Source organism: Paenibacillus sp. sg306046 (genome assembly GCF_059821225.1).
Window position 1 is genome coordinate 144,496 of sequence record NZ_JCAMRT010000003.1, and the last position, 24,254, is coordinate 168,749.

A 24,254-nucleotide genomic window follows, 5' to 3' on the forward strand; every position below is an offset into this window, starting at 1 on the left:
GACCTACTCCTTTATACCATTTTTGACCGGATCAACGGTCGTCCCGATTCGCCGAATGACGACATCGATATCGTATTCCACCATTACCTGCTGGAGCAGCTCCGGCCATTGCTGCTTCAACGACGTGTTCCACGCCTTGGGAGCGGCCCGGTGGATCGCTTGGCCGAAGCCAAAAATGTCTACCTTATATTTTTTGCGCACATTGTCGACGCTCGTCTGGAGCAGCGCCTTAAGCTCCTTCCGGGAACGTCTCTCCAGTTCGCTAATTGTCTGCGGGTCGGTTAAATCCAGCTTACATTCCGCATCGGCGATATTCATATGGCTATACATGGACAGCTTGATGACAGGCTTCCCTTCCACAAGCTTCCCGCGAAGCTTTGTCCCTGTCCGGATTGTCTCCATCGTAATGATTCCGCTACCGTCAGGACAAGCTACATGGCCAGCGGAGCTGGTGACATTGTTGTCGATATAATTGTAGCCGCGGCTTTCATCCTGGCTTAGCCAGCCAACCATCTTATCCTTGCGAAAGGCCGCCAGACCGATATTGCGCAGATGCGCTTCCGGCTCTATCTGCTCCACGCTTTCCTTCCGCTCTCCCTCCTTGGCGTCGCCGATCAGCCGGACGCCGGTCAGCACTGGACTCGTGCCCTCCGAAGCCAGCTTCTCCAGCAGCTGGTCCATCGTCACCGTCGTCGTAGGGGACCATGCCTTGGCCGACGTATCAAGGGAATAAAACAAATTGTGCGCCGGTATTTTTTCCAGACTCGTCATGATACTGAGCACTTTATAGGCAGGCGTATCCCGCGCAACCATAATATAGAAGTCGGTGCGGGCCTCCGGGTTGCGCGAGAACATATCCAGCACTTTGGCAATTCCCTCGCGGGCCAGTGATTCGCCGAGCACCAGCACCCGAATATGGGCCGAATAAATTTTGCGCGGACTCGTCTCCGTCAGCTTGCGGAACGCCTCGAAGACGGTCGGAGCCGTCGCCTTGTACATCGTGACTGCCGCAGCGCCGTCGGCTCTGCGGGTGGATACGTTCCCCGGCACGACGACCTGAACGGCCACCTGATATTCATTGCCGACCTTGTCGATGGCCGTTCCCATCTGAATGCCCAGCTCATCCAGCTCTGTACGGCTCCAGCAGCCGCCGAGCAGGACGGCGAGCAGCAGCCAGCCAACAAATAAACGCCAGCAAGAACGTAAGCTATGGCGGTTAATCATGGAAATCACTCCTTATCCGAGGCATTCGCCTAAAGCGGAACCGGTTGGCAAACGGGTACGCTCCGAAAGCTCCGGCTCTTGGTTATCTTCTCCGCTTGACCGGCGCTTGCCGAACCGGATTCCGATTATCCGTTGCCATCGGCCTTGTCCGCATCAGCGGCCACGGCACCCGGAACAACGTATCCTTCTGGTTACTCATCACATAAGGAGCAAACGAGTACATATAGGGCACCCCGAACGACCGCAAGCTGTTCAAATGAAAAATAAGCGCCAGCAGACCGGCCATAATACCGACCAGGCCAAAGGAAGCGGCCAGCCCCATCAGCAAAAACCGGATCATCCTTACCGCAATCCCCATGCCATTGGACGGGATGACGAAGCTGGAGATCGCGGTAATCGCCACGATGATGACCATAACTGCCGACACGACCCCGGCCTCGACCGCAGATTGGCCGATAACAAGCGTGCCGACGATCGACACGGCTTGTCCGACCGTCTTCGGCATACGCACGCCCGCCTCACGTAAAATTTCAAAGGTCAGCTCCATCAGCAGCGCTTCGATGAACGCCGGGAAGGGCACCCCCTCGCGCTGCGCCGCCAGATTGATCAGCAGATTCGTCGGCAGCATTTCCTGGTGGAAGGTGGTTACTGCGACATACAAGGAAGGCGCCAGCAACGCGATCAGAAACGCAATGTAGCGCAGCATCCGCAGCAGGGTGCTGATGTCGGCGCGCTGGTAGTAGTCCTCGGGCGACTGCAGAAACTGGACAAATAACGCAGGCACGGTCAGCACAAACGGCGTGCCGTCAATCAGAATCGCTATTTTCCCCTCCAGCAGCCCGGCGGCAACGGCGTCTGGCCGTTCCGTGTTTTGTACAGTCGGAAACGGCGTCCACGCCGTATCCTGGATGAACTCCTCAATGTAGCCACCCTCCAGAATACCGTCAATCTGAATGCTGTCCAGCCGACGAAACACCTCCTGGACCAGACTTTCCTCGGCCAGATGCTGCATGTACATGACGCCGACTATCGTCTTCGTGATCGTTCCGATCTGTCGCGTCTCCAGCCACAGCCGCGGGTCCTTGATCTTGCGGCGAATCAAGGCCGTATTGGTCCGCATGTTTTCCGTGAACGACTCCATCGGTCCGCGGACGACGGATTGCGTTGTCGGCTCGGTGACGCTGCGGTCCTCCCAGCCCTCGGCTGCAATATGCAGCGCTTCGGCACACCCGTCCAGCAGTAAAATGACCTGCCCGGACAGCAGATGCGTAAACAAACTGCCCATGTCCTGCAGCAGCCCGATTCCGCCGGCCGTCAATACCTCATCGCGCAAAAAAACGAGCGGATTCGGCAGCCTGCGGGTTCGCTCGGCCAGCTCCTCGCGGTCGCGGGAGAGCAACGAATGCAGCACCGCCTGGTTGACCACCTGCGTGTCCACAAGCCCTTCGATAAAGATGATGGAAATCCGGGCGTCAGCGCCGTAGGACATCGACTTGATGACCAGGTCCTTGCTGTGGCCCAGCTGCTCCTGAATGTGCCGGATCGTAGCGTCGGCGCATGCGGTTATCGGAATTTGTTGGTTGTTCGTGTCGGTGTTGGCGATCATGCCGGGACCTCCCCATTCCATGCCTACCCGTTATCCTTCCATCCGATTGGGATCTTCATACATAAGCTGCACAGACTGGTCTGCATGGCAGCAAACGCAAACCGCGACCCTTATGCAGCCCTGTATCCCAGGCTTGCCGTTCGGATCGCGGTTTGCGGAAACGGTTCGCTGCGATCAAGCCGCCGACCGTCCCGGTCCAGACCGACTATGCGCTGACCGGATAACGAGGGGTCACACAAAGCTCGCCTGTAATATTCGGACTGACCGCAGCGCCGGCAGCAACGACCAGTTGAATCGTGTCGAAGCCGGTTTTCGTGAAGGCAAGCGCCGTCCCCGGCGTAATCGTATCGGTCTCGACAAGCGTACCGGCAGGTCCGCCCAGCAGGAAGTTGACCGTCAAGGTACGCCCGGCGGGGGCAGCGCCGATCAGCAGGCTGCCGGATACGTAGACGCTTCCGGGATTCACATTCAGACGATAAAGGTCCTGGGTAATTTCCGTAGCAACCGGTGTAATGTTAATAGCGAAGCAAACCTGGTCCTGCACAAAGGTAACCTGGTTGCAGCAGGAAAAATTGCTGTCGGCAACCATTGGCGCGCGGCCGGATGCACCACGACAACTCATAGCTGATCCCTTCTTTCTTGGCATTGGATGTACCACGTGATCAGCATATTAGCGGACGGGCTGTCTTGTCTGTGCGCTTTCATCAGCCCCATCCACACATTTTCCATAAAATGTGTCGGCCTGCTGATGCTTACTGCTTGCATAATCGAAAGTTGTGCGTTTGTCCGGTTACATTTACGCGTGTGGAAAGTACAATGGGATATAACCTAATTTCAGGCAGATGGATCGGAGGTGGATCAACAAGATGACATGCAGACGGACTTCCCGACAAACAACCATCGTGACTGTCACGGCCTCCTGCGGCTCCCCCTCGCCCAAAAAGAAAAAATGCCCCGCTCGCAGACCTGCATCTGCCTGCGAGCGCATATGCGGCTCTATTTTCCAGAAATGTGACTCGACGACTCATCTGTATTTCACGGCAGTTGATGTGCAGCTGAGCGCAACCTTGATGGTACAGAATGATACGAACTGTGAGATGCACATTCATGTCCGCACCCGAACAAAGGAGATTGTGCAAACCGTCCGGCAATCCCAGCAGGTGTCGCTTGTGCTTCCCTCGCTTGAAAGCCTGTCTGTCCAATGCAGCGGCGATCAGGCGACGGTAGCCCGGGGCAGCTACGCGATCACCTACCGGCGGCTCGGCGCCCGCTAAACCTCAGCTTAGCCGGATAATCGTCAAGGCCGCTCCGGCGCCGCTGCCCGCCAGCGTTGCAGCGCCCAGCAAGCCGAACAGCTGAATGGATACGGTCGAGTTGGCCGCCAGCGTCACGATCACATCATTATTAAGCGTAGACACCGACAGCCCCGGGGATAGCGTACCTGCCAGCACGGCCGCGCCATTCACCACAAGCCGGGAGCTGATCAGCAGACCCGCCGTCAGGTTGATCTGGTAAGTAATATAATATCTTCCGGCAATCGCGACAGTAATCGTGTCGTTGGCCCCGTTGATCGAGAAGCCTGCGCCAAAGTTTTGCGCATTGGGCAGCGGGATATTGGTGCCGCCCAAAATAACGGCGATCACCGATCCCGACGTATTGGCCGCAAACGCCGAGTTGGCGGTTGTGTTTGTTCCTGTTGCGCCTGTAGCTCCTGTCTCTCCCGTAGCTCCTGTGGCTCCCGTGGCTCCCGTTGCGCCTGTCGCGCCTGTGACACCTGTTACACCCGTTGCACCTGTTGCTCCTGTTGCTCCTGTTGCTCCTGTTGCTCCTGTCGCTCCTGTTGCTCCCGTTGCTCCCGTTGCGCCTGTAGCTCCTGTTGCTCCCGTTGCGCCTGTAGCTCCTGTTGCTCCTGTTGCTCCTGTTGCTCCTGTTGCTCCTGTTGCTCCCGTCGCCCCTGTGGCTCCCGTGGCACCTGTCGCTCCCGTGGCACCTGTCGCTCCCGTGGCACCTGTCGCCCCCGTTGCGCCTGTAGCTCCTGTTGCTCCCGTTGCACCTGTTGCTCCCGTCGCTCCTGTGGCACCCGTTGCTCCCGTTGCGCCTGTTGCACCCGTTTCACCTGTCGCCCCTGTAGCTCCCGTCGCTCCCGTTTCACCCGTCGCCCCTGTCTCTCCCGTTGGCCCGGTCGGCCCTGTAATTCCGTCCTGACAGTGACAGCATGAAAAGTGCGAGTCGATCACTTGTATCGGTCGTGCCATCTTCATCTCCCCCGTCATCGTCCAGCCTCTCTACTATTGAATGCAGCGCAGGAGAATTCGGGACACGCGTTCGTCCGTAGTTATTCGCACATTTTGGCCGGAATGTCCTTGGACAAGCCCGCGGCCAGCCCGTAACCAGCTCCGATCCCCGGCCAGACCGTCCTCCGTTCACCCATCGAATCTGCGCCAAATGAACTTTTATTGCGCCGGTGCATAGATTAGGTACAGCGGATTTCATCAACCTGATTTTCAAAATCCTGGAGAGTGAGGAGACAGCCCATGCACCGTTTCTGGGAAAAGGTAATCAAACCGGTGATCATCGCGACCCAGCCGCGCGTGATCATAGAGATCGGTTCACTGACCGGGCTCAACACCTTCAAGCTGTTGGATTACTGCAAGCACTGCGATGCGCAATGCATCATCATCGACCCGCAGCCGCAGTATAATATCGAGCTGCTTCAAGCGTATTACGGGGAGCATGCCTCGTTCCGGCTGTCGTTTAGTCTGGAGGCGCTGCCAACCATTCCGCAATGCGACCTGCTCCTGATCGACGGTGACCATAACTGGTATACCGTCTACCATGAGCTCAAGCAAGCGGAGCGGATGGCGCAGCAATCCGGCCAGTTCCCGGTTATTTTATTTCATGACACAGGCTGGCCGTACGGGCGGCGGGATATGTATTATTTCCCGGACTCGATCCCCGAGCAATTCCGCAAGCCGTATGCGCGCAAAGGGATGACGCCGGGTACGTCCGGGCTGCTGGACACGGGAGGATTTAATGATACGGTGTGTAACGCAATGGATGAATACGGGGAACGCAACGGCGTGTTGACGGCCATTGAAGATTTTATGCGGGAATCGGCGTTCGAGCTGTACTATGCGGAGCTGGCCTCCCACAACGGGCTTGGCCTCATCGTACCGGCGAAGTCGCAGCTCCGTCCAGTGCTTCCGTATATTTTGGCTTCCTCGGGGCTGTAAACAAACGGAATGAGCCTGCATCAGAAAGGGGATTGAAGCATGGGGCTGACGTCAATCGTGATTTTGACGCGAAACGGACTGGAGTTGACCCGGCGCTGCGTGGACAGCATCCTGCGGCATACGCCGGAGCCGATTGAATTCATCTTTGTGGACAATGGCTCCACCGACGACACCTTGGCTTACCTGGAGTCGCTGGCGGATGCCACCGTTATTTCGAATACGGACAATAAAGGGTTCGCTGCGGGCAGTAACCAAGGGTTGGCCGCAGCCAGAGGAGACCACATCCTGCTGCTAAACAATGATGTGGTCGTCACGCCGTCCTGGCTGAGCGGTCTGCACAGCTGGCTGCAAAAGGACGCGTCGCTCGGCATGGTAGGCCCTGTGTCCAACCATGTGGCTCCGATTCAACGCGTGAATGCTTATCCTTTTGAAAACCTGGACCAGTTGGATGCGGCCGCTCATTTATGGAGGCTGCATCACCTGAATGCAGGCTTCTATGCCCACAAGCTGATCGGATTTTGCCTGCTCTTCCCGCGCAGCCTGTTGGAGCGTGTCGGCGGGCTGGACGAACGATTTTATCCGGGCAACTATGAAGATGACGATTTCAGCCTGCGCGTACGCATCAGCGGCCTGAACCTGTGGGTTGCGCAGGATGTGTTCGTGCACCATGAAGGCCACGGCACCTTCCGGAGCAACCAGCTCGACTACCAGCTTTCCTCGCTGCAAAATGCCGAACGGTTCCGCGACAAGTGGAATATCGGACTTTCTCCGTTCGAAATCGACCAGCTCGGCTACAACCCGTCCGATATCGTGGCGCGTGAAAGCCTGTTTATTCCGGAGCGCCATGTCGTTCCGCTGCAGCATGGATAGGCGAATGCGCCGGACCCCAGGCGGCTCAAAAGCTACAGCACAGCGGCAAAGCCGCCGTCAATATTAACCGATGTGCCGGTTACGAAGGAAGCTGCGCCGGATACGAGAAATGTAATCACATTCGCCGCCTCCTGCGCTTCGCCGATCCGGCCGAGCGGAACCTGGTGACGCGGATCGCGGGAAAATTGCTCCCAGGTTTGGTCTGGAGCTGACCGCTGCCACATCCGCTCGATCTGATCGCTGCGGATTAAGCCGATGCACACCGCATTGACGCGAATCCCGTCTTTGGCGAGGTCCTTGCTCATCGCTTTCGTCAGCGCCAGACCGGCGGCCCGGCTGACCGACGTCGGCAGCGAGGAAGCGCCCGGCGTTTTGCCGCCGACAGCCGTCACGTTGACAACCGCGCCGCCGCCCGCTTGACGCATATAGGGCAGCGCGGCACGGGCAAAGTGAACGGCGCCGAACAGCTTGAGATTCAGATCGGCCGTCCAGACGTCCGTCTCGACCTCTGCAAACGGCCGCGCCGCCGCTGTTCCGGCGTTGTTCACAAGAATATCCAGGCCGCCCAGCCGTTCGGCCGCTTCAGCTACCGCCCGCTGCGCTTCGGCTTCTACCGCGACATCCGCCGAAATCCATACCGGCTCCGTCCCGGTTTGCTCGCGAATACGCGCAGCGGCCCGCTGCAATGCCTCGCTTCCCCTCGCCACAATCGCCACCTGTGCCCCTTCGGCTGACAGCGCCAACGCCGTAGCCAAACCGATGCCCTTGCTGCCGCCGGTAATCAATGCTTTTTTATTGCGTAAGCCCAACTCCATCCCAAATTCCTCCCCGTCGCTTGCGTTTCTCCCTGATTATACCATGCAGGCACAGGCGTTCAAGCGTCGGGGCATGCTTCCCTTCTTCGTTTCCTCCTATAGCCCGGCCACTTACGCTTAGCGCCGATGCAGCGTTACCGGCCCAAGCAAACCGCTCGGCTCCTGCTGCATAAACCGGGAGAAAAAGTCCCGCTCCTGCTTGACGAGCGTATTCGTCACCTCAACAGTCAGGACGTTACGCCCCGGCCGGACCGCTGCCGTCAAGTCCACCCGGTACGGCGGACATATGCGCGCACCCGCCCGTTTACCGTTCACCCATACCTCCGCCGTCTCGTACACTTCGCCGAGATCAAGCAGCACCGGCTCGCCGACCGCTGCAAGCTCAAACTCCGTCTCATAGCGGAACGTTCCGCTGAAGCGCGGCAACCGGTCCGCCTCTGCCAAATTAACCAGCGACGCCAGCGGAGCAGGCGCTCCGAAGTCCGGATACTGCGCAGCGCTTGCTGCGGCAAACGTCCACGGCCCCGTCAGCTCCTCCGACTGGAATTCGCCGTCGGCCAGCTGCTGCCAGGAGCCGTGCGCCGCAGACAAAGACGCGAACGCAGCCCGGGTCCCGACGCTGCCTTCCGCATGTACGCCCGACACAAAGACGATGGACTCAAACGGACTGAGCGCCAGCCGAACATCCCCACCCGGCTGCGGCTCCGCACCAAGCGCAGGCTCTCCGCCAGGCACATGCGCCGCACCAGCCGCAGGCTTTCCGCCAGCCGCATGCGCAGCATCAGCAGCGAGCCCGCCTGCGGCTGCGGCAAACAGCTCATTGTGCAGCGCGTCATAAGCAAATACCGGTCCGTCAACCGGGAGCCGCACCTGTGTATGAATCGCCAGCGTCGGATGCTCATTAACAAAGACAAACAGCTCCAGTTCCCCGTGCGCGTACCGGTAGTACCGCAAGTACGGCTCCGGTGAAGCAACCGTCACATCTGCTAGTCCTTGCATTCGAATCAGCTCCGCCAGGACGCTGAGCGCGACAACCCGCACCTCGTTGTCCGCGCCGGGCGACAAGGCGCGCAGCACAGCGGAAGCGTTGCTGCCCTCGCTGGAACGGCGCGGCAAGCCGTCCACAAAGAAAATCGGCAAGCCGGCGGCTGCCAGCTCCGCCAGGCGCTGCAGCAGCGGCTGCGGAAGCGCCTCGGCAAACGGCACGACGAGACAGCGATACGTTTCCGTCCCGGCGACCAGTTGGCCGTCCATAACGGTCGCTTGCTTTAACAGCGTATCGGCCGGCAGCACATCGCAATCGACTTGACTGCGGAGCAGCTGCTTGACCGGCAGGTGAAACGGCATATAAGCGCCCGACCATTCCGCTTCCGCATGATACAGCACGACGGCCGTCGCCCGGTGCTCGCCTTCAGAGAGCAGATGACTCATCCGGTTCGTATAATCGTTTAAGATCCGGTAATACCGGTATTGCGGGTTTTGCCCGCGGGCGTACAGATGCGGCGGGCAGTCCGTATCCGGAAACTTTTGCGAAAACGCATGCGGTACAAAAACATTCACTCCGCGCACCAGCATATGATCGGTCAGCCATTTCATCAGCTTGAGCCCTTCCGCCCAGCCGTAAGCGCCGAATACCTCGGCCATCGTCCTGCCGCGTTTCTTCGGATCGAGATGACCGAGCGAGGAGCCCAGCTTGGCAAGTCCGTAATGAAAAAACTCGCTGTCCGTCTCCCCGGCAATCCATGTGACAGGCAGCTCATCGAAGCCGGGCAGCAGCTGATGCAGCACCACGTCGATCCCGGCCATATGCTGTCCCTGCATCGACCGGAAAAAATGACCCGGTCCGCAGCCCAGCCGCGCATGAACGTTGTTATCTTCAATCACATGGCCGATATGCTCAACCCCGCGCTCCTGACACCAAGCGCCGAGCTGATCGGAGAAGCAAGCTCCGTACAGGCGGCTGACAACATTCATATACGTATAGCGGATCGCCCCGGCCAGCTCGCCTCCCGCCTCATGCCAGAGCAGCGGCAGATGCAGCCGGTAGGAAGGGCCGGCGAATTCCGCCTCCAGCAGCTCCAGCAGCTCCGGCGACCACGGCAGCGACACGTTTTTTTTACCTGGCTTGGACTGAAAATCATAGATCGCCGCATCGTTGTAGAAGCCCGGCTCGTCCGTAAAAAATCCGGCGAATACGCCGCCGAAATCCGCCCCGTACCGTTCATAATACGGAGCGTAGCACGCGTCGATCAGCCTGCGCACCGACCCCGCCACCAGCGGGTTGATATAATCCGCGAACTTGCTGTCCGGCCCCGCCGTCGTCTGGATGAGCATGAAGATCCGCCACATGCCGTCCGGCATATCCCAGCTGAGCACATCCCCCCGCACATAGGCGGTCACATCGACCAGCTCGCCGGTTAAGGCCCCGCTTGCTGCATCGCGCTTCGCCGCTACGACGGCTTCCAGCCTTTCCCCCGGCTGCAGCCACGGCGCGAGCAAAAACGAAGCGCCGCGCGCCGGTCCAAGCGCATCGACATGCCGCTCGGCAATAAAGCTTCGCCGCAGCTCAGGCGGAGCGTCCTTCAGCTTGCCGTTCGCATGCCCCGTCGGAAAGTGATCGTCATCGAACACCCACACCCGCATGCCCCGCTGCCGCGCCTCGTCCATGATGATATCCAGATCGGCCCACCACCCCGGGCCGAAGAAATCCGGATGCGGCCGGGACTCGACGATCAGCGCCTTGATGCCTGCCTCGTCGATCCGCGCCATCTCATCGCGAATGACCGCTTCGCCTTCGCCGCGCTGCCAGACCAGCGGAATAATGTAGTTGCCTTGCTTGCCTTCCAGCACCTCGGTCAGCCTCGTATGCATCGTGTTCATCTATAGTCCCACCTTTGTCCATGTCATAGTGCTCCACCTGCAATCGAACGAACTAGCTTTACCCTGTATAGCTTCATCGCGCCCCGCGTCAACGCCGATCAGCCCTTCACGGCGCCGATCGTAATTCCTTTGACAAAATATTTCTGGAAAAACGGATACGCGATCAAAATCGGGATCACCCCGATGACGGCAATCGCCATCCGGAACGTTTCCGACGGCAGCGCGGCCAGCGCCTCACTGGATTGCGTCGCCATCGAGCTGTTGCTGGACAAAAACTGAATGTCCGACATGATCCGGTTCAGCATGCTTTGCAAACTGAACAGCTTCGGCTCCGTAATGTAAATGAGTCCGTTAAACCAGTCATTCCAGTAGGCGATGCCCTGGAACAAGCCAATCGTCGCCATAATCGGCAAGGACAGCGGCAATACGATGCTGTAGAAGGTGCGGAATACCCCGGCTCCGTCCATATTGGCCGACTCCAGCACCGGCGTCGGAATCGTCGTCATGAAAAACGTCCGCATCAGCAGCACATTAAAGCCGTTCATCAGCAAGCCGGGAATAATAAGCGCCTGAATCGTATTTTTGATCTCAAACACTTGGGTATAGATCAGATAAGTCGGAACGAGTCCCCCGTTAAACAGCAGCGTGAAAAATACAAAGAAAGCAAGCGGGTTGCGCAGCGGCAAATCGCTCCGCGAGATCGGATACGCCAGCAGCGACGTGAGGATCAGACTGCTGGCCGTGCCGATCACGGTTACGAGAATCGTAATGCCGTAGGCACGGAAAATACTGTCCGACTGCTCCCACAAATACACATAGGCCTTGAAGCCGAACTGCTCGGGGAAAAACGAATAGCCGTTTTGGACAATCGTCGTTTCATCCGTGATCGAGGAAACAAACAGCAAAATAAAGGGCAATATGCATGTCGCCGCATAAACGAGCAGGATCAGATGCCCGCCCCACTGCCAGGCGCGATTTTCTTGATTCATCATGACGAATTCCCTCCTAGAACAGCGCGTTTTCTTTGTTTATTTTGCGGACGACATAATTCGAAAGCAGCACCAGAACGAAGCCGACAAGCGACTGGTACAGGCCTGCCGCCGAGGACATGCCGATATCGCCCAGCTGCATTAACCCGCGGTACACATAAGTATCAATCACGTTGGTCGTATCAAACAGTGCGCCCGAATCCATCGGCACCTGGTAAAACAGCCCGAAGTCGGAGTAAAAAATACGCCCGATTGCGAGCAGCGTCATCATAGTAATGACCGGCGCAATAAGCGGAAGCGTGATTTGACGGATTTGCTGCCACTTGCTTGCGCCGTCCAGCGTCGCAGCCTCGTAATACTCCTGGTCGATTCCGATAATCGCAGCCAGGTAGACGATACACAAATAACCGGCGCCCTTCCAGGTATGGATAAAGGTCAAAATGTACGGCCACACGCCCGGCTCGTTGTACCACGACAGCGGGTCCATGCCCAGCATCGGCAGCACGGTCTTGTTCATGAAACCGTTATCCATGCTCAGCATGGCGAACACCAGATAGCTGACAATAACCGTCGAAATCAGGTACGGCAGCAAAATGACACTTTGATAAAACCGCGACATCAGCTTGTTTTTAATCTCATTGAGCAGAATCGCCACCCCGACGGCCACGATCAGATTCAGCACAATAAATACGGCGTTGTACAAAATCGTGTTGCGCGTAATGATATACGCATCCGCCGTGCGGAACAAATACTCGAAATTTTTCAATCCAACCCAATCGCTGCCCCAAATCCCCTTGGCAAAGTTCACTTCCTTAAACGCAATGACAAGTCCAAACATCGGCATATAATTGTTAATGAGCAAGTAAACAATTCCCGGAATCATCATCACATAATACGGCCAATATTGCTTGAGCAAGCGTTTCTTTCTCCCAGATGCCAGTGCGCTCACCTTGACTACCCTCTTTCCATTCGTGTAAGTGATATCTTTATTGTAGGGAATCCCGGTAAAGCTCACTACGAGTCATTCGACTTTTCACTTATCCTTTTTCGACTTCCCGCGGCTGAGCCGCGTAAAAAAAAGACCGTTTCCCCGAAGGAGAAACGGCCCCGTGCGAACGAATCGGTATACTTGCTGCCTAGCATCTTATTTTGCCGTTTTCGCCCATTCGTCAAGCTGCTTTTGCTTCTCCGCGATAATTTTGTCCAGACCGGCCGATTTCAGCTTCGTAACAAACTCCGGCAGCACTTTGTCAGGGTCTACACTGCCCGTCTCCAGCGCCATCTTGTATTGGGTGATGACGTTGGTTACAGCAGCGTATTCGGTTTTCACCGCATCCGGGTTGAAGGAGAAGCCAAGTGCTTTGGATTTCACTGCAGTTTGATTGAACTCGGCCATTTTATCCCAAATTTTAGGGTCATCGCCCTTGAACACATACGACAGGAACTGATTGCCGAACATCCAGCCCTGATTCAGCGTATACGCCACGCTTTTTGCGTCCACGCCTGCCGGATATTCAATCACATTGCCATCCTTCTTCACATAATCCTTGCCTTCGATTCCCCAGTCCAGCAGGTTGACAATCTGGGCGTCGCTGTACATCAGGTTCAGAAACTCCATCGACTTTTGCTGATTTTTCGCATTGATCGGAATGCCCCACATAATGCTGGCCACCGTAGATGTCGTAGCGTAAGCCGGCGTCAGCGGCACCGTCACAATCGGCATGCCGGCGGAACGGCTGTCCTGCAGCTCCATGCCCGGCTTCTGGTTAACCATGTACGCCATCCCTTTATTCGCCTTGAGCAGCGCTGTGTTCGTATCCTTGGTCGTGGCTGCATCCTTCAAAATATATCCTGCTGTATACCAGGCTCTGAGCCTTTTAAGAAAAGCGGCGTATTCCGGCGTCTCATACAAATTGACAACCTTGAGTCCATTGTCGTAGCCCGGCAGCACGCCAAGGGTGTCCCCAAGCTGGTCGTACCAGCGATAGCTGTCGGCGAAGGACGTGCCCGCAGCCTGCGTCACCAGCGGCGTCATGTCCGGCTCGCCCGCCTTGACTGTCTTCCACACCTCGTCCAGATCGTCCAGCGTCTTGATTTTCGTCACATCAATGTTATATTTGTCCAGCAGATCCTTGCGAAAGTTGACGCCAAAATTCACGGCGAGGTCGCGGTTCGAAGGAATGCCGTAGATCGCCCCGTTGACCTTCGTCGCGTTCAGATAGCTGGCATCGAACGCCTTCTTGATGCCCTGACCGTGCTGGTCGAGCAGCGTGTCCAGCTTGACCAGCTGGCCCTTGGCGATATAGCTGGCGTAGTTGCGGCCGGATACAAACATCAGGTCCAGCTTCTCGTTGCTTGACAGCATCAGGTTCGACTGCTGCGTCCAGGAGCCGGCGTTGATCGGCGTCAGCTTCACCTTGACGTTGATTTTCTCGATGGCGATTTTGTTGATTGCATCCTGCACTTCCTGCATATTGCTCGAAATCTGGTTGTAGGCGGCAAACGCCACATTCAGCTCATACGGCGCTTCCTTGCCATCACTGCCGGCAGGCTGTGACGTCTTGCCTGCATCCCCGCTTTGACCCCCACATGCTGTAAGCGTTATCAAACTACCTGCAAGCGCTGCCCCGAGCAGCTTTTTCGTTGTTTTCATCTCGATTCCCCCACTTACGCTGGTTTTTGAAGCTATCTTGATTGTACGAAATCCGGCGGGGAACCCACTAGGCGCAATTCGACTTTTCATTTGCACGTTTTCGACTTCGGGCTTCGGACACAGCTCCCCGCTCACACCCTGCGGCCGTGCCGATAGTCGCTTGGACTGGCGCCGGTATGCTTGCGGAACACCTTCGTAAAATGCGACAGGTTGTTAAAGCCGACATGCGTCGCGACCTGCGTCACCGGCGTATCCGTCTTGTCCAGCAGCTCTTGGGCTGTCCGCAGCCGCTCATGCAGCAGAAATTCCTTCATCGACATGCCCGTTTCCTTCTTCATCATCCGGTCCAAATAATCCGGGTGCAAAAAAAACGGGCTGGCGATTTGCTCGCGGCTTAAATCCTGATCGAAGTGGCGGGCAATGTACAGCTTAACCTTTTCGACCACAGAATGCGATTCCGTGAGCTGTCTGACCTGATTCGACGAGCGCTCCAGCATATGGCTGACCCAGGCCAGCAAATCGGTCACGGAGCGGACGGCCTGCGCGGACAGCTCGATGGAACGGGGATCGTTAAACAGCTCCTGCGCCTGCACCCCCTTCTCCTGCAGCACGGCATACACAATCTGCATGAAGTTATGATGGAACCGGTGCAAAAACGACGCGTCCAGACTGGAATTATGAACCAGCTTCATCAAGTAGTCTTTCACCTCCGCCTCCACCTGATCCTTGGCATCTTCAGCCAGCAGCACCGACCAAAGCTTCATATCCGGAATAGCTGCCGATACAGCAAGCTCCGGCGTGCCGTCATGCAGCAGGACACGGTTGCTGAACGCCACATTGTTTTTTTTCCGGGCATACAGGTTCGCTACGGCCGCAGGCAGCCGGTGAATGGCAAGCGGCTCTCCGACGTAACAGCTCAGGTCGCAATAGAAATACCGGTAGCAGGAGGAGATAAACGTCTCCAGCTTATGGCGCGCCTGTGCGAAATCGACGTGAACGCCGGACGGAATCAGCAGTGCCGCCAGCAATTCATTGCGGTCCAGCGTCATCAGCTGCGCATCCAGACCCAGCTCGCGCACCGTCTCCAGCGCTGCATTTTTCAGCCCGTACTCCAAAATCTTCTCATCCCGCTGGGTCAGCAGCTTATGCCAGCGCTGGATATCAATGAGCACCGGCAGCACGCGGATGCCGTCTGGATACGCAATTCGCCGCTCCTCCATCGCCTTCGCAGCCGCCTCGGCATGCGGAGGGATGACCTGATGCACTATATCCAGCCAGAACCGCTCGATAAACAACGGATGATGCTGCTTCCAGGAGCGGCTGTGCTGGGTCAGCTCGCGTGTCTTGCTCAGCTTGTCGATAACCTTAGCCATCACAGCCTCCAGCTCCTCGGGCGGGATCGGCTTGAGCAAGTAATCGAAGCTGCCGAGCTGAATCGCCTGCTTCGCGAACCCGAAGTCCGCGTGGCACGTTAAAAATACCGTTTCGGTATCCGGCGAGCTTTCCTTCACCCAGTTCAGCAAATCAAGGCCGCTCTCCTGCGGCATCTCAATGTCGCATAACAGAATGTCGATCCTGTGCTGCCGAAGCAGCTCCTTGGCTTGCACGGCGTGATTGGCCGTAAATAGTCCGGTTACGCCCAGCTTTTCCCACGGTATGGCGCTTTGCACCCCGCGGATGGCAAGCGGCTCGTCGTCTACGATCAGCAAATTATACATGTGATTGTCCCCCTGTTGCGGTATTGGCGATGGTGATGACGCCTCCGGCTACGGATGCGGTCGCGGTCGCGGTCGCGGTCGCGGCTCCGGCTACGGCTACGGCTACGGATGCGGTTGCGGTTGCGGATGCGGTCGCGGTTGCGGTTGCGGTTACGAGGGCGGCTCCGGCTCCAGCGGCAGCTTCAGCTCGATGACCGCGCCCGACGGCTCCCCGTTGGCAAATGCAATCTCCGCCCGCTGTCCATACAGCAGCCGCAGCCTGTGCCAGACGTTCCAGATGCCGATATGCTCGCCCTGCTCGTCGATAATTCGACGCCCGGCCCGCAGCTCGTCCAGCACAGCTTCCGGGAAGCCTTGGCCGTTGTCTCCAATCCGGATGCGGATATGCGGATCAGCCTCCGAATCGTCCAGCTCGATGACAATGTACAGCGACAACGGCGTATCCAGCCGCTTCGCGTGCTTGATCGCATTTTCAATAAACGTCTGGATGACCAGCGGCGGCACATAAACGACCGACAGCGTGTCAGGCGCCGAAATGCGGCAATCGAGCGTTTGCTGAAAGCGCAGCTCGTGAATGCGAATATAATTGCTGACGTGCTCCAGCTCCTCCTGCAGCGGCAGAAACGTCAGGTTGCTCTTGAGCATATACCGGAAGTACCGGACTAGCCGCAGCGTCATCTCCTTGATCAGCTCGTAGTCCTGCACCAGCGCCAGATTGTATAAAATGTTCAGCGTATTCAGGAAAAAATGCGGATTAATTTGCAGCTGCAAATATTGCAGCTCCGCCCTCTGCTTGCTCAGCTGCTCCTCATACACATGCTTGTTCAGCTCCTCAATCTGCATCATCATGTCGTTGAAGGTCCGGTTGAGCAGCTGAAACTCGTCCGAGGTCGGGTACGGCACAATCCGCGCCTTTACCCCGCCGTCCCCGATCCGCTTCATCACCGCCACCATCCGCTGAAGCGGAATGAGCAGCGTTCTGCGCAGAAACAACAGAAATCCAGGAATCAGCAAAAGGCCGAGGAACGAGATCACATACACGATTTTGTTCAAGTAAGGCAAGTTGCGCAATATGGTTTCATTCGGAATCAGTGCGACCAAGCTAAAGCTGCCCTTGCGCGAGCTGTCTCCGGCGACCAGAAACTCATTCCCTTCCCCGGTCAAGTAATACTGATCCAGCGACTTGCTGAGATCAACGCCGCGGCCTCGCGCCTGCGGCAGCTGTGTCAAAGGCTCCCCCGCCTCGTTTACAAAAAAAGCGGCCCCCTTTTCGCCCAACTGAATCAGTCCCAGCGGCACCATCAGCGTCTTCACATTTACCCACGCCCCGGCATACGTCGTGCCAAGCTTCTGAATACGGAATAAATAATAGTTCTGGTTCAACTGCTTCACGGACCACCGACTGTCGGGCGCCCGGCCGGTCGCCTGTGTCTGCTCCAGCTCGGAGCGGATGTACGTGCGGACCTGCTCCCGCTCTCTGTCCGCTTCGCTTTGCAGCTTGCTTAGCTCCAGCAAATCCCGCTTGTCTGCGGCATAAACGAAAAACCCATCGACCTTGTACATCCACAGGTCGGCGGTCAGCTTGTCGGATACGTGCAGCTTGGCCAGCATATAGCCGTCCTCCGACGGAGGATTGCTCATGATTTGCAGATCGAAATTGGTGGAAAACAGCGCATTCAAATATTTATCCGCCTCGTCCAGTCCGTTGTCAATCTGCCCCATATACAGCGACATCATATTCGCATTGGATAAGGCGACCTGCTCCCGCACCACTTGCATGGCGTACACATTGTTATAAAACAGCAGCCCGATCAACGGTACCGTCACCGCCAAAAAGCTGACAACCAGCTTCACCCGGATGGAATTCCAGGCAATTTGCCGCACATTTACATTCATCGCTCGCACTCCTGTCTCGATCCGGGGTACACGACATACCTCCTGCCTTCACAATACGAAGCGTTCCCCCGATCCCGCTATGACAAATTCGACTTTGTACCGCGCCGCATTCGACTTTGTTTCCAGCATACCCGCAGCCGTCCGCGCTGTCGATCCTGCCATGCAAAGCCAGTCTCCAGGCATGAAAAAACATTCCTCTTGAAGCAGCAGGCCTCAAAGGAATGTTTGAAAGGTTGGATCAAGCTAGCGTTCCCCGCGCGTCTGCGCGTTATTCGGCTCTCAACAACCGTACCGCCATGTACGATTGGCCCGGCAGCTCGATGCGGAATGCTCTCTCATACGTGCCTGGCAGCCGTTCGATCGTCATATTCCACGTGTCAATCACATCTACCGTATAGCGGATGCCCGGCTTCATGCTGTAGGAACGGAAGCTCGGCTGGTTGAAGCCGTAATAAAACAAATAATACGTATCGGCGACGCCTGCGCACGGCACATCCCATTCGGACTTCAGCGGATTCAATCCGTCTGCCGGACCTTCCTCCATAATCCGCCGCAGAAACGCAATTCGGTCCGGGCTCGTCCCGTGCAGCTTGCCGCCCTTCGACCACCAGAGAATGTCGTCCGGGTGCAAATACGTCTCGCCATGGCCGACATAGCCGCCGCGCACCGCCCCTTCCCAGAAGCGCCGGGTCATTTCCTGACCGCTGATGTTGCCCCAGCCCAGATCAATGTTGCCCTCGTACGCGCACTCGTCAATGACGATCGGCTTATTCCACTGCTGCCGCCATTCCGTTGTATTTTCCGCTGTTCTGTACACATCAACGCGCTGAACGCTGCAATGCGTAATCCAGTCACGGGTGTAATCATAGAAGCCGAAGCAGTTATGGATCGAAATGAGCCGGCCGTACGCGTCCGCACCGGTGACAATTCGCGCGAAGCGCTCCCAGTCCTCAGGCTGCTTGGCCCACATCAGATCGTATTCATTCGCCAGCGACCACCATACATTGCGGTAAGCGGACAGCCGGGCCACCACGTACAGCAAGTACCGGTCATCCGCCGCCGCGCTCATCTCGGAAAATCCCCAGCGGTCATAAGCGTGGAACAAGATGAGGTCGGCTTCGATGCCTAACGCCAGCAGCTCGCCAATCCGGCGCTCCAGATGGCGGAAAAAGGCCGGATTAAACCGCGTCGTATCCCATCCGTCCTGTACCGAGCCTTCATAAGGATAAAGCTCCGGCTCATTGGCGTTAAACGCATACGATTTCGGGAACAGGCACATCCGCAGCTTGTTGAACGGCGATGTTCGCAGCGTTTCCAGCGTCTGCTGCTCCAGCTCCTCCCCCTGGTGCGTCCATACGTAACAGGTTGTCCCAACCGGAAGATACGGCGTGCCGTCCGCGTAGCGAAAATGAAACCGGTTCGCCACTTGAACCGGCCCATGATTGTCCGCAGCCGGAGCGCTGCACGTAAAGCTGCCCTCGATACCGTCCAGCGAGCGGGCCGTGCTGCGTGTCCGGTATGTCCATTGTCCCTCGCAATCCGGCATGAACCGAATGCGGTACACGCCGTCTCCGTCATAAAACCCCGGCGTCTCGACGACCCGGTCGCCCGCGCGAAATTCAGCGCTCAACACCACGTCCACAAACGGGTTACCGTGATCCGGCCCGTGCAGCTCCAGCTCAAAGACGCCCCACCGCTCCGCCTGCTGCGGCGCCTTGACGGACGCCGATCCGACCGCTACGGTATCATCCTCGTAAGCTGCCGACGGGAGCAGCTCCTTCTCCAGTACAGGCTCATGCTCGATCGGGGCCAGCTCCGCCAAAATCGTCTCCAGCAGCTCCGGCGTCCATGTGTACGCCTGATTGGCGGCAGCAAGCCGTGGTAGCGTGTACATTTTCGTAAACGATAAAAAAGGCGAGTACTCCAAATCCGGCACATATTTGAGCAGCACCGCACGCGCCTCGGGATTCGCCCAGATCACGCCAATTTTGGTGTCGGAGTTAAAAAACATCGTCATCGCTCCCTGTTTAGTTTTGTTCAGTTTAGTTGATTTCATAAATAAAATCGGAATTTTTAATAAATTTTAAGATTTAATTTAGATCAAGTTTACTTTTTATTCTTACAACATTATCGTAGCAGTCACCGTGCGATGTGTCAATACGGTTCGTGGAGCAGCCGAAATGCACATCCCAGGCTCAATAGTTAAGCGAAATACTGAAATCAGGCTGCGAAAAATAAAAAATAAAACTAAACAAAACTAAACAATAAACCTCACCCAGCTTAAACTCACGGCTACAGCAACCAGCCATTTGTTCCCCGATCAGGAATGGCGAAAAAACCTGCAGCCGCCCTTACGGGCATCTGCAGGCTTGTCGATGGCAGCTACCGGCTGACTGCGGATGTTGCTGACCAGGGGGGCGCCGCCTTACGGTTGCTTCATTTTGCTACGAAATCGCTTCGAAACGAAGCAGCTGGCTGTGGAAATCTCCCTTCGGCCGCTCCAGTACAATGCCCGCATACATCAGCTCGTCGCCGCCGTACAGCTCGCCCGAGCCAAGCTCCCGGTAATCCCGCTGCGGGTCCAGCCCCCGCAGCTTCAGCCGCTGCACAGGCGGGCTGGACTCCGCCAGCACCTGGAAGTAACAAACCATCGCTTGGCCGTTGTCCGGCGATACGAACATCCAGGCGGCGTCATTTCCGGCAAACGGACTGCGCAGCCGATAGAAACGCCCTTGCTGGACAAGCTCCCGTACCTCTTTATACTGAGCTACCTGCCGCCGCGCCAGCTCGTCCTCCTCAGCGGTGAACGCCGTCAAATCCAGCTCATAGCCAAAGTTTCCGCTCATCGCCACATCGCCGCGCAGCTGCAGCGAGGTCATGCGGTGGACCTGGTGATTCGGCACCGCCGACACATGGGCTCCAATCGAGCTGATCGGATAGACGAGACTTGTCCCGTATTGAATGCCAAGCCGGGCGATGGCATCCGTATTGTCGCTCGTCCACGTCTGCGGCATATAATACAACATGCCGGGATCGAAGCGCCCGCCGCCGCCGGAGCAGCTTTCGAACAATACGTGCGGGAACGATTGCGTAATCCGCTCCATCACCTCATACAGACCAAGCATATAGCGGTGCGCGGTTTCCCGCTGCCGTTCCGGCGGCAGTCCGGCCGAGCCGATTTCCGTCATATGTCGGTTCATATCCCACTTGACGTAAGTAATCGGAGCGCTGGCGAGCACAGCCGAGACCGATTGCACCATATAGTCCCTGACCTCGTGTCGCGACAGGTCAAGCACCAGCTGGTTGCGTCCTTCCGAACGGGAGCGGCCTGGCACATGCAGGCACCAGTCCGGATGAGCGCGATACAAATCGCTGTCCGCCGAAACCATCTCCGGCTCAAACCATAATCCAAACTGCATCCCCTGACGCGTCACGCGCTGCACGAGGTCGTCCAGCCCGGCCGGCAGCTTGCGCAGGTCCACAACCCAGTCGCCCAGCGAGCTTTTGTCGTCATCCCGTCTGCCGAACCAGCCGTCATCCAGTACAAACAGCTCAATCCCCAGCTCTGCGCCAGCGGCCGCAATCGCTTCGATCTTCTCCGCTGTAAAATCGAAATACGTCGCCTCCCAGTTGTTAATCAGCACCGGACGGGGCTGATCGCGGAACCGTCCCCGGCTCAGCCTTGTCCGGTACAGCTCATGATACGTCTGCGACATGCCTGTTAAGCCCTCTGCCGAAAATACCATGACCGCCTCCGGTGTCTGGAAGCTTTCGCCCGGCTCCAGCAGCCAGTTGAAATCAAAGGGATTAATGCCGATGGACAGCCTGGTCGTGCGGTACTGATCCACCTCGGCCGTTGCGAGAAAATTGCCGCTGTACACAAGACTGAAGCCGTACACCTCGCCATGCTCTTCATCCGCCCCCGGAGACAGCAGCGCTACAAAAGGGTTATGCTGGTGGCTGCTGGCCCCGCGTCTGCTTTCCACGGATTGGGTACCCGCATGCAGCGCCCGCCGTTCAATGGACCGCTCGCGCGACCATGCTCCCGACAAATGAAGCAGTTCAAAGCGGTTATGCGGAAGGTCGACGCTCATGCTGAGCGCGCGCAGCAGCCGTACCGGCTCCGAGCCGCCATTCAGAAACTTGACGCTGCGGGTCAACGCGTTGCGCCCGGCATATGCCGTGTAGCCAAGCACAACCTGCAGCCCGATCTGCGCATCCTCCAGCACGATATCCAGCGTATCCGCTTCGTCGTCGCCCTCGACATAAGTCGCAGGCAGTCCTTCCAGCTTCGGCTTGCCTCGGCTGATCTGATGCGAAACGTACCGCAGATCGGTAATCGTCGAGCCGTTAGCCAGCTGAATCTGGTAGGCAGGCTGACGGTAGTCCGAGTTGCCGTAAGCCGGGTATTCAAGCGGCGTCGTATCGAGTGAAAACTGCGGATCAGCGGGTTCGGGATTTGCCGAAAACGCCCGACCCAATGTCTGCACAAGATGCGACGCCTGGAGGGCGCGAATCGCCGGCCCCCAATACATATGGATCAGATGTCCGGTAGGCCGCACGCCCAGCACGTAACTCATCGTACCGGCCTGCAGGTGAAAAATGTGCTGCTCGTTATCGTAAGAAATGGCCATATAAAGCTCCTCCTCTGTTCATCGCCGCCTACTTCTCATCTTACCGAACTCCGCGGCAATGATAATGGAAGGATGCAAGCTTTACATGGAGAAATGTAGTTTGTACGACCATTTGCTTCATCTAAGGGAACAGATTGATCCGGCGCAGGATTTGCTTGCTGTTCACGAGCAAATTTCCTTTCCGGTCGGCCGTATACATCGTATATGGCGAAATCGCGAGTTGGCCCGGCTCGGATTCCATCGTGATTTGTGTCTCGACAGGGTTTAGTCCGCCTCGGAACACTTGCTCGTACGTCCCGCTTTTCGGATTCCAGAGCCCTTGCTTGTAATCCAGGGCGTCATTTAGGTCCACCAGCTTTTCGGTCTGCCCGTCCGTTGAAATCCGGTAAAACCTCTGGCGTTCCGCGTCGGTTGCATAAAAATAGCCGTGAGCGCCTCGAACGTTTTCCAGCTGCTCCAGCTTCACCGGAACGAAACCGCGTAACCCCAGATTGGTCAGTTCAGCGATCGCCTTTGAATGCTGATCCAGCATATAAATCTTGCCGTCCTGCTCGACTGTAGCCGTCCGGCTGTTCAAGCTTTTCTCCATCACGGTTACAAGTCGAGCCCATTCACCACGCTGTGCCGTGTATAAGGACGTATGGTCCCCCATAAAAAACGTCTGTCCGTCCGCCGTGGCCATGAACATGGATTCCATCGACTCCAGCTTTTCTCCTTCCCCCATCGGCAAATAAGCGGCCATGCTAACCTCAGGCGTCAACGCATAAATGACGAGATGCAAGTCCCAGCTTCTAGTGACCCCCACGACATATACCGTGTCTGCACCCGAGCTGTACATCAGCTTGAGCGGAACGAACATACTCCAATCGAAATCCGTTTTTGACTTCCCGCGCGGAAGCTCATAGCTGAAATTAAACCTTCGGTCTATGTAGTGAGTAGCGCTCAACCGGAAACCGTCCTTCGGGTCATATTTGCGAATCATGTACCCTTGTTGATAATCGAATTCCAACACATACACCCGATCATGCTTGTCCGATACCATGCTGATCGTATCGGTCGTGCCGCCCTGAATATTTCTATCCGACAAAATAGCCAGGTTGTCCACCGTGACCTGGGCCAAGCGCTGCAGCTGCGGCTTCAGTTCGGATCGGGGCGTTTCCTGCACAGGCGAGGCCAAGGGAGTAAGCGTAATGACCTTCGTTTCCGGATTATAGTCCACCTTCTGGTTCAACCGCTCTGCGATAAATCGCAGGGGAACGAGTGTCGTTTCATCCCGGATAACGGCAGGGTGCTCCAAGGGGGCGGCCGTTCCGTTCACCTGGGCCTCTTCCGCGTCAATAACGAGCTGGATAACTGTCGAACCGGCAGAGATGGTGATGCGCCTTGCTTCAGCAGCCCATTCCACCTTGGCTCCCAAAGACTCAGCCACGAAACGTAAAGGAACCATCGTCGTTTGCTGCAGCAATATCGGAGGGGATTGCAGGGTAACCGCTTGTCCCCCTTTGCTCGCTGTAACATCATTTAGCTTCAACGTAATGGTTTGCATACTCGTAATGGTTTGCATACTATTGTGCGGATTGCCCGCTGATGTTTCCTCCGCATGAATGGAAAACGGTGGAAGCGTGAATAACACAGCTGCCAAGACTAACACAACTTGCTTGTTCAACGTCTAATTCCTCCTTAGATGTACGTCGAGCCTATGACTACTTCATTCTTATCCTTGTTGCCTTGCAGAA

At 56.9% G+C, this 24,254-nt stretch carries 18 protein-coding genes; 4 read left to right on the forward strand and 14 right to left on the reverse strand.

Features of this window, described 5'->3' with window-relative positions:
- Positions 1 to 3: 3 nt before the first annotated feature.
- The 3 genes from AC6ROY_RS04180 to AC6ROY_RS04190 form a co-directional block, all read right to left on the reverse strand.
- Positions 4 to 1,224, reverse strand: a complete 1,221-nt coding sequence (locus tag AC6ROY_RS04180; protein WP_500098756.1) for a Ger(x)C family spore germination protein — start codon at positions 1,222 to 1,224, stop codon at positions 4 to 6.
- A gap of 82 nt (positions 1,225 to 1,306) precedes the next feature.
- A complete protein-coding gene (locus tag AC6ROY_RS04185) occupies positions 1,307 to 2,830 on the reverse strand; it encodes a spore germination protein (protein WP_500098758.1) in 1,524 nt (507 codons plus the stop codon).
- Between the two features lie 205 nt (positions 2,831 to 3,035).
- Positions 3,036 to 3,452, reverse strand: a complete 417-nt coding sequence (locus tag AC6ROY_RS04190) for a DUF3992 domain-containing protein (protein ID WP_500098759.1) — start codon at positions 3,450 to 3,452, stop codon at positions 3,036 to 3,038.
- Positions 3,453 to 3,696: 244 nt separating this feature from the next.
- On the opposite strand from AC6ROY_RS04190, the gene AC6ROY_RS04195 reads away from it, so the two are divergent.
- Complete coding sequence (locus AC6ROY_RS04195; RefSeq protein WP_500098762.1) at positions 3,697 to 4,104, forward strand: S-Ena type endospore appendage; 408 nt, start codon at positions 3,697 to 3,699, stop codon at positions 4,102 to 4,104.
- Between the two features lie 3 nt (positions 4,105 to 4,107).
- Here AC6ROY_RS04195 and AC6ROY_RS04200 read toward each other — a convergent pair whose 3' ends face one another.
- Positions 4,108 to 5,085 (reverse strand): BclA C-terminal domain-containing protein, encoded by a 978-nt coding sequence (locus AC6ROY_RS04200; protein WP_500098763.1) that lies wholly within the window; start codon positions 5,083 to 5,085, stop codon positions 4,108 to 4,110.
- Between the two features lie 279 nt (positions 5,086 to 5,364).
- Between AC6ROY_RS04200 and AC6ROY_RS04205 the strand changes: the two genes are divergently transcribed.
- A complete protein-coding gene (locus AC6ROY_RS04205) occupies positions 5,365 to 6,063 on the forward strand; it encodes a class I SAM-dependent methyltransferase (RefSeq protein WP_500098764.1) in 699 nt (232 codons plus the stop codon).
- 39 nt (positions 6,064 to 6,102) lie between these two features.
- Positions 6,103 to 6,933 (forward strand): glycosyltransferase family 2 protein, encoded by an 831-nt coding sequence (locus AC6ROY_RS04210; RefSeq protein WP_500098765.1) that lies wholly within the window; start codon positions 6,103 to 6,105, stop codon positions 6,931 to 6,933.
- 32 nt (positions 6,934 to 6,965) lie between these two features.
- On the opposite strand, the gene AC6ROY_RS04215 is transcribed toward AC6ROY_RS04210, so the two are convergent.
- The 6 genes from AC6ROY_RS04215 to AC6ROY_RS04240 all read right to left on the reverse strand — a co-directional run bounded on the left by AC6ROY_RS04215 (position 6,966) and on the right by AC6ROY_RS04240 (position 15,988).
- On the reverse strand, positions 6,966 to 7,748 hold the full coding sequence (locus AC6ROY_RS04215; protein WP_500098767.1) for an SDR family NAD(P)-dependent oxidoreductase: 783 nt from the start codon (positions 7,746 to 7,748) through the stop codon (positions 6,966 to 6,968).
- Positions 7,749 to 7,865: 117 nt separating this feature from the next.
- A complete protein-coding gene (locus AC6ROY_RS04220; protein ID WP_500098768.1) occupies positions 7,866 to 10,628 on the reverse strand; it encodes a glycosylhydrolase-like jelly roll fold domain-containing protein in 2,763 nt (920 codons plus the stop codon).
- A gap of 98 nt (positions 10,629 to 10,726) precedes the next feature.
- Complete coding sequence (locus AC6ROY_RS04225) at positions 10,727 to 11,617, reverse strand: carbohydrate ABC transporter permease (RefSeq protein ID WP_500098913.1); 891 nt, start codon at positions 11,615 to 11,617, stop codon at positions 10,727 to 10,729.
- A gap of 16 nt (positions 11,618 to 11,633) precedes the next feature.
- Positions 11,634 to 12,503, reverse strand: a complete 870-nt coding sequence (locus tag AC6ROY_RS04230; protein ID WP_500098914.1) for an ABC transporter permease — start codon at positions 12,501 to 12,503, stop codon at positions 11,634 to 11,636.
- 258 nt (positions 12,504 to 12,761) lie between these two features.
- A complete protein-coding gene (locus AC6ROY_RS04235; protein WP_500098769.1) occupies positions 12,762 to 14,270 on the reverse strand; it encodes an ABC transporter substrate-binding protein in 1,509 nt (502 codons plus the stop codon).
- Positions 14,271 to 14,401: 131 nt separating this feature from the next.
- Positions 14,402 to 15,988 carry a response regulator gene (locus AC6ROY_RS04240; RefSeq protein WP_500098770.1) on the reverse strand — a complete coding sequence of 529 codons (1,587 nt, stop codon included), beginning with the start codon at positions 15,986 to 15,988 and terminating at the stop codon, positions 14,402 to 14,404.
- A 29-nt stretch (positions 15,989 to 16,017) separates the two neighbouring features.
- Between AC6ROY_RS04240 and AC6ROY_RS04245 the strand changes: the two genes are divergently transcribed.
- On the forward strand, positions 16,018 to 16,182 hold the full coding sequence (locus tag AC6ROY_RS04245; RefSeq protein ID WP_500098772.1) for a hypothetical protein: 165 nt from the start codon (positions 16,018 to 16,020) through the stop codon (positions 16,180 to 16,182).
- On the opposite strand, the gene AC6ROY_RS04250 is transcribed toward AC6ROY_RS04245, so the two are convergent.
- From AC6ROY_RS04250 to AC6ROY_RS04265, 4 genes are all read right to left on the reverse strand, one after another.
- The gene (locus tag AC6ROY_RS04250) at positions 16,139 to 17,884 is read right to left on the reverse strand and encodes a sensor histidine kinase (RefSeq protein WP_500098774.1); all 1,746 of its coding nucleotides are present in this window, start codon (positions 17,882 to 17,884) and stop codon (positions 16,139 to 16,141) included. The genes AC6ROY_RS04245 and AC6ROY_RS04250 overlap by 44 nt on opposite strands.
- 268 nt (positions 17,885 to 18,152) lie before the next feature.
- The gene (locus tag AC6ROY_RS04255) at positions 18,153 to 19,895 is read right to left on the reverse strand and encodes a DUF5605 domain-containing protein (protein WP_500098775.1); all 1,743 of its coding nucleotides are present in this window, start codon (positions 19,893 to 19,895) and stop codon (positions 18,153 to 18,155) included.
- A gap of 433 nt (positions 19,896 to 20,328) precedes the next feature.
- Positions 20,329 to 22,518 carry an alpha-galactosidase gene (locus AC6ROY_RS04260; protein ID WP_500098776.1) on the reverse strand — a complete coding sequence of 730 codons (2,190 nt, stop codon included), beginning with the start codon at positions 22,516 to 22,518 and terminating at the stop codon, positions 20,329 to 20,331.
- 121 nt (positions 22,519 to 22,639) lie between these two features.
- On the reverse strand, positions 22,640 to 24,184 hold the full coding sequence (locus AC6ROY_RS04265) for a copper amine oxidase N-terminal domain-containing protein (RefSeq protein ID WP_500098777.1): 1,545 nt from the start codon (positions 24,182 to 24,184) through the stop codon (positions 22,640 to 22,642).
- Positions 24,185 to 24,254: the final 70 nt, after the last annotated feature.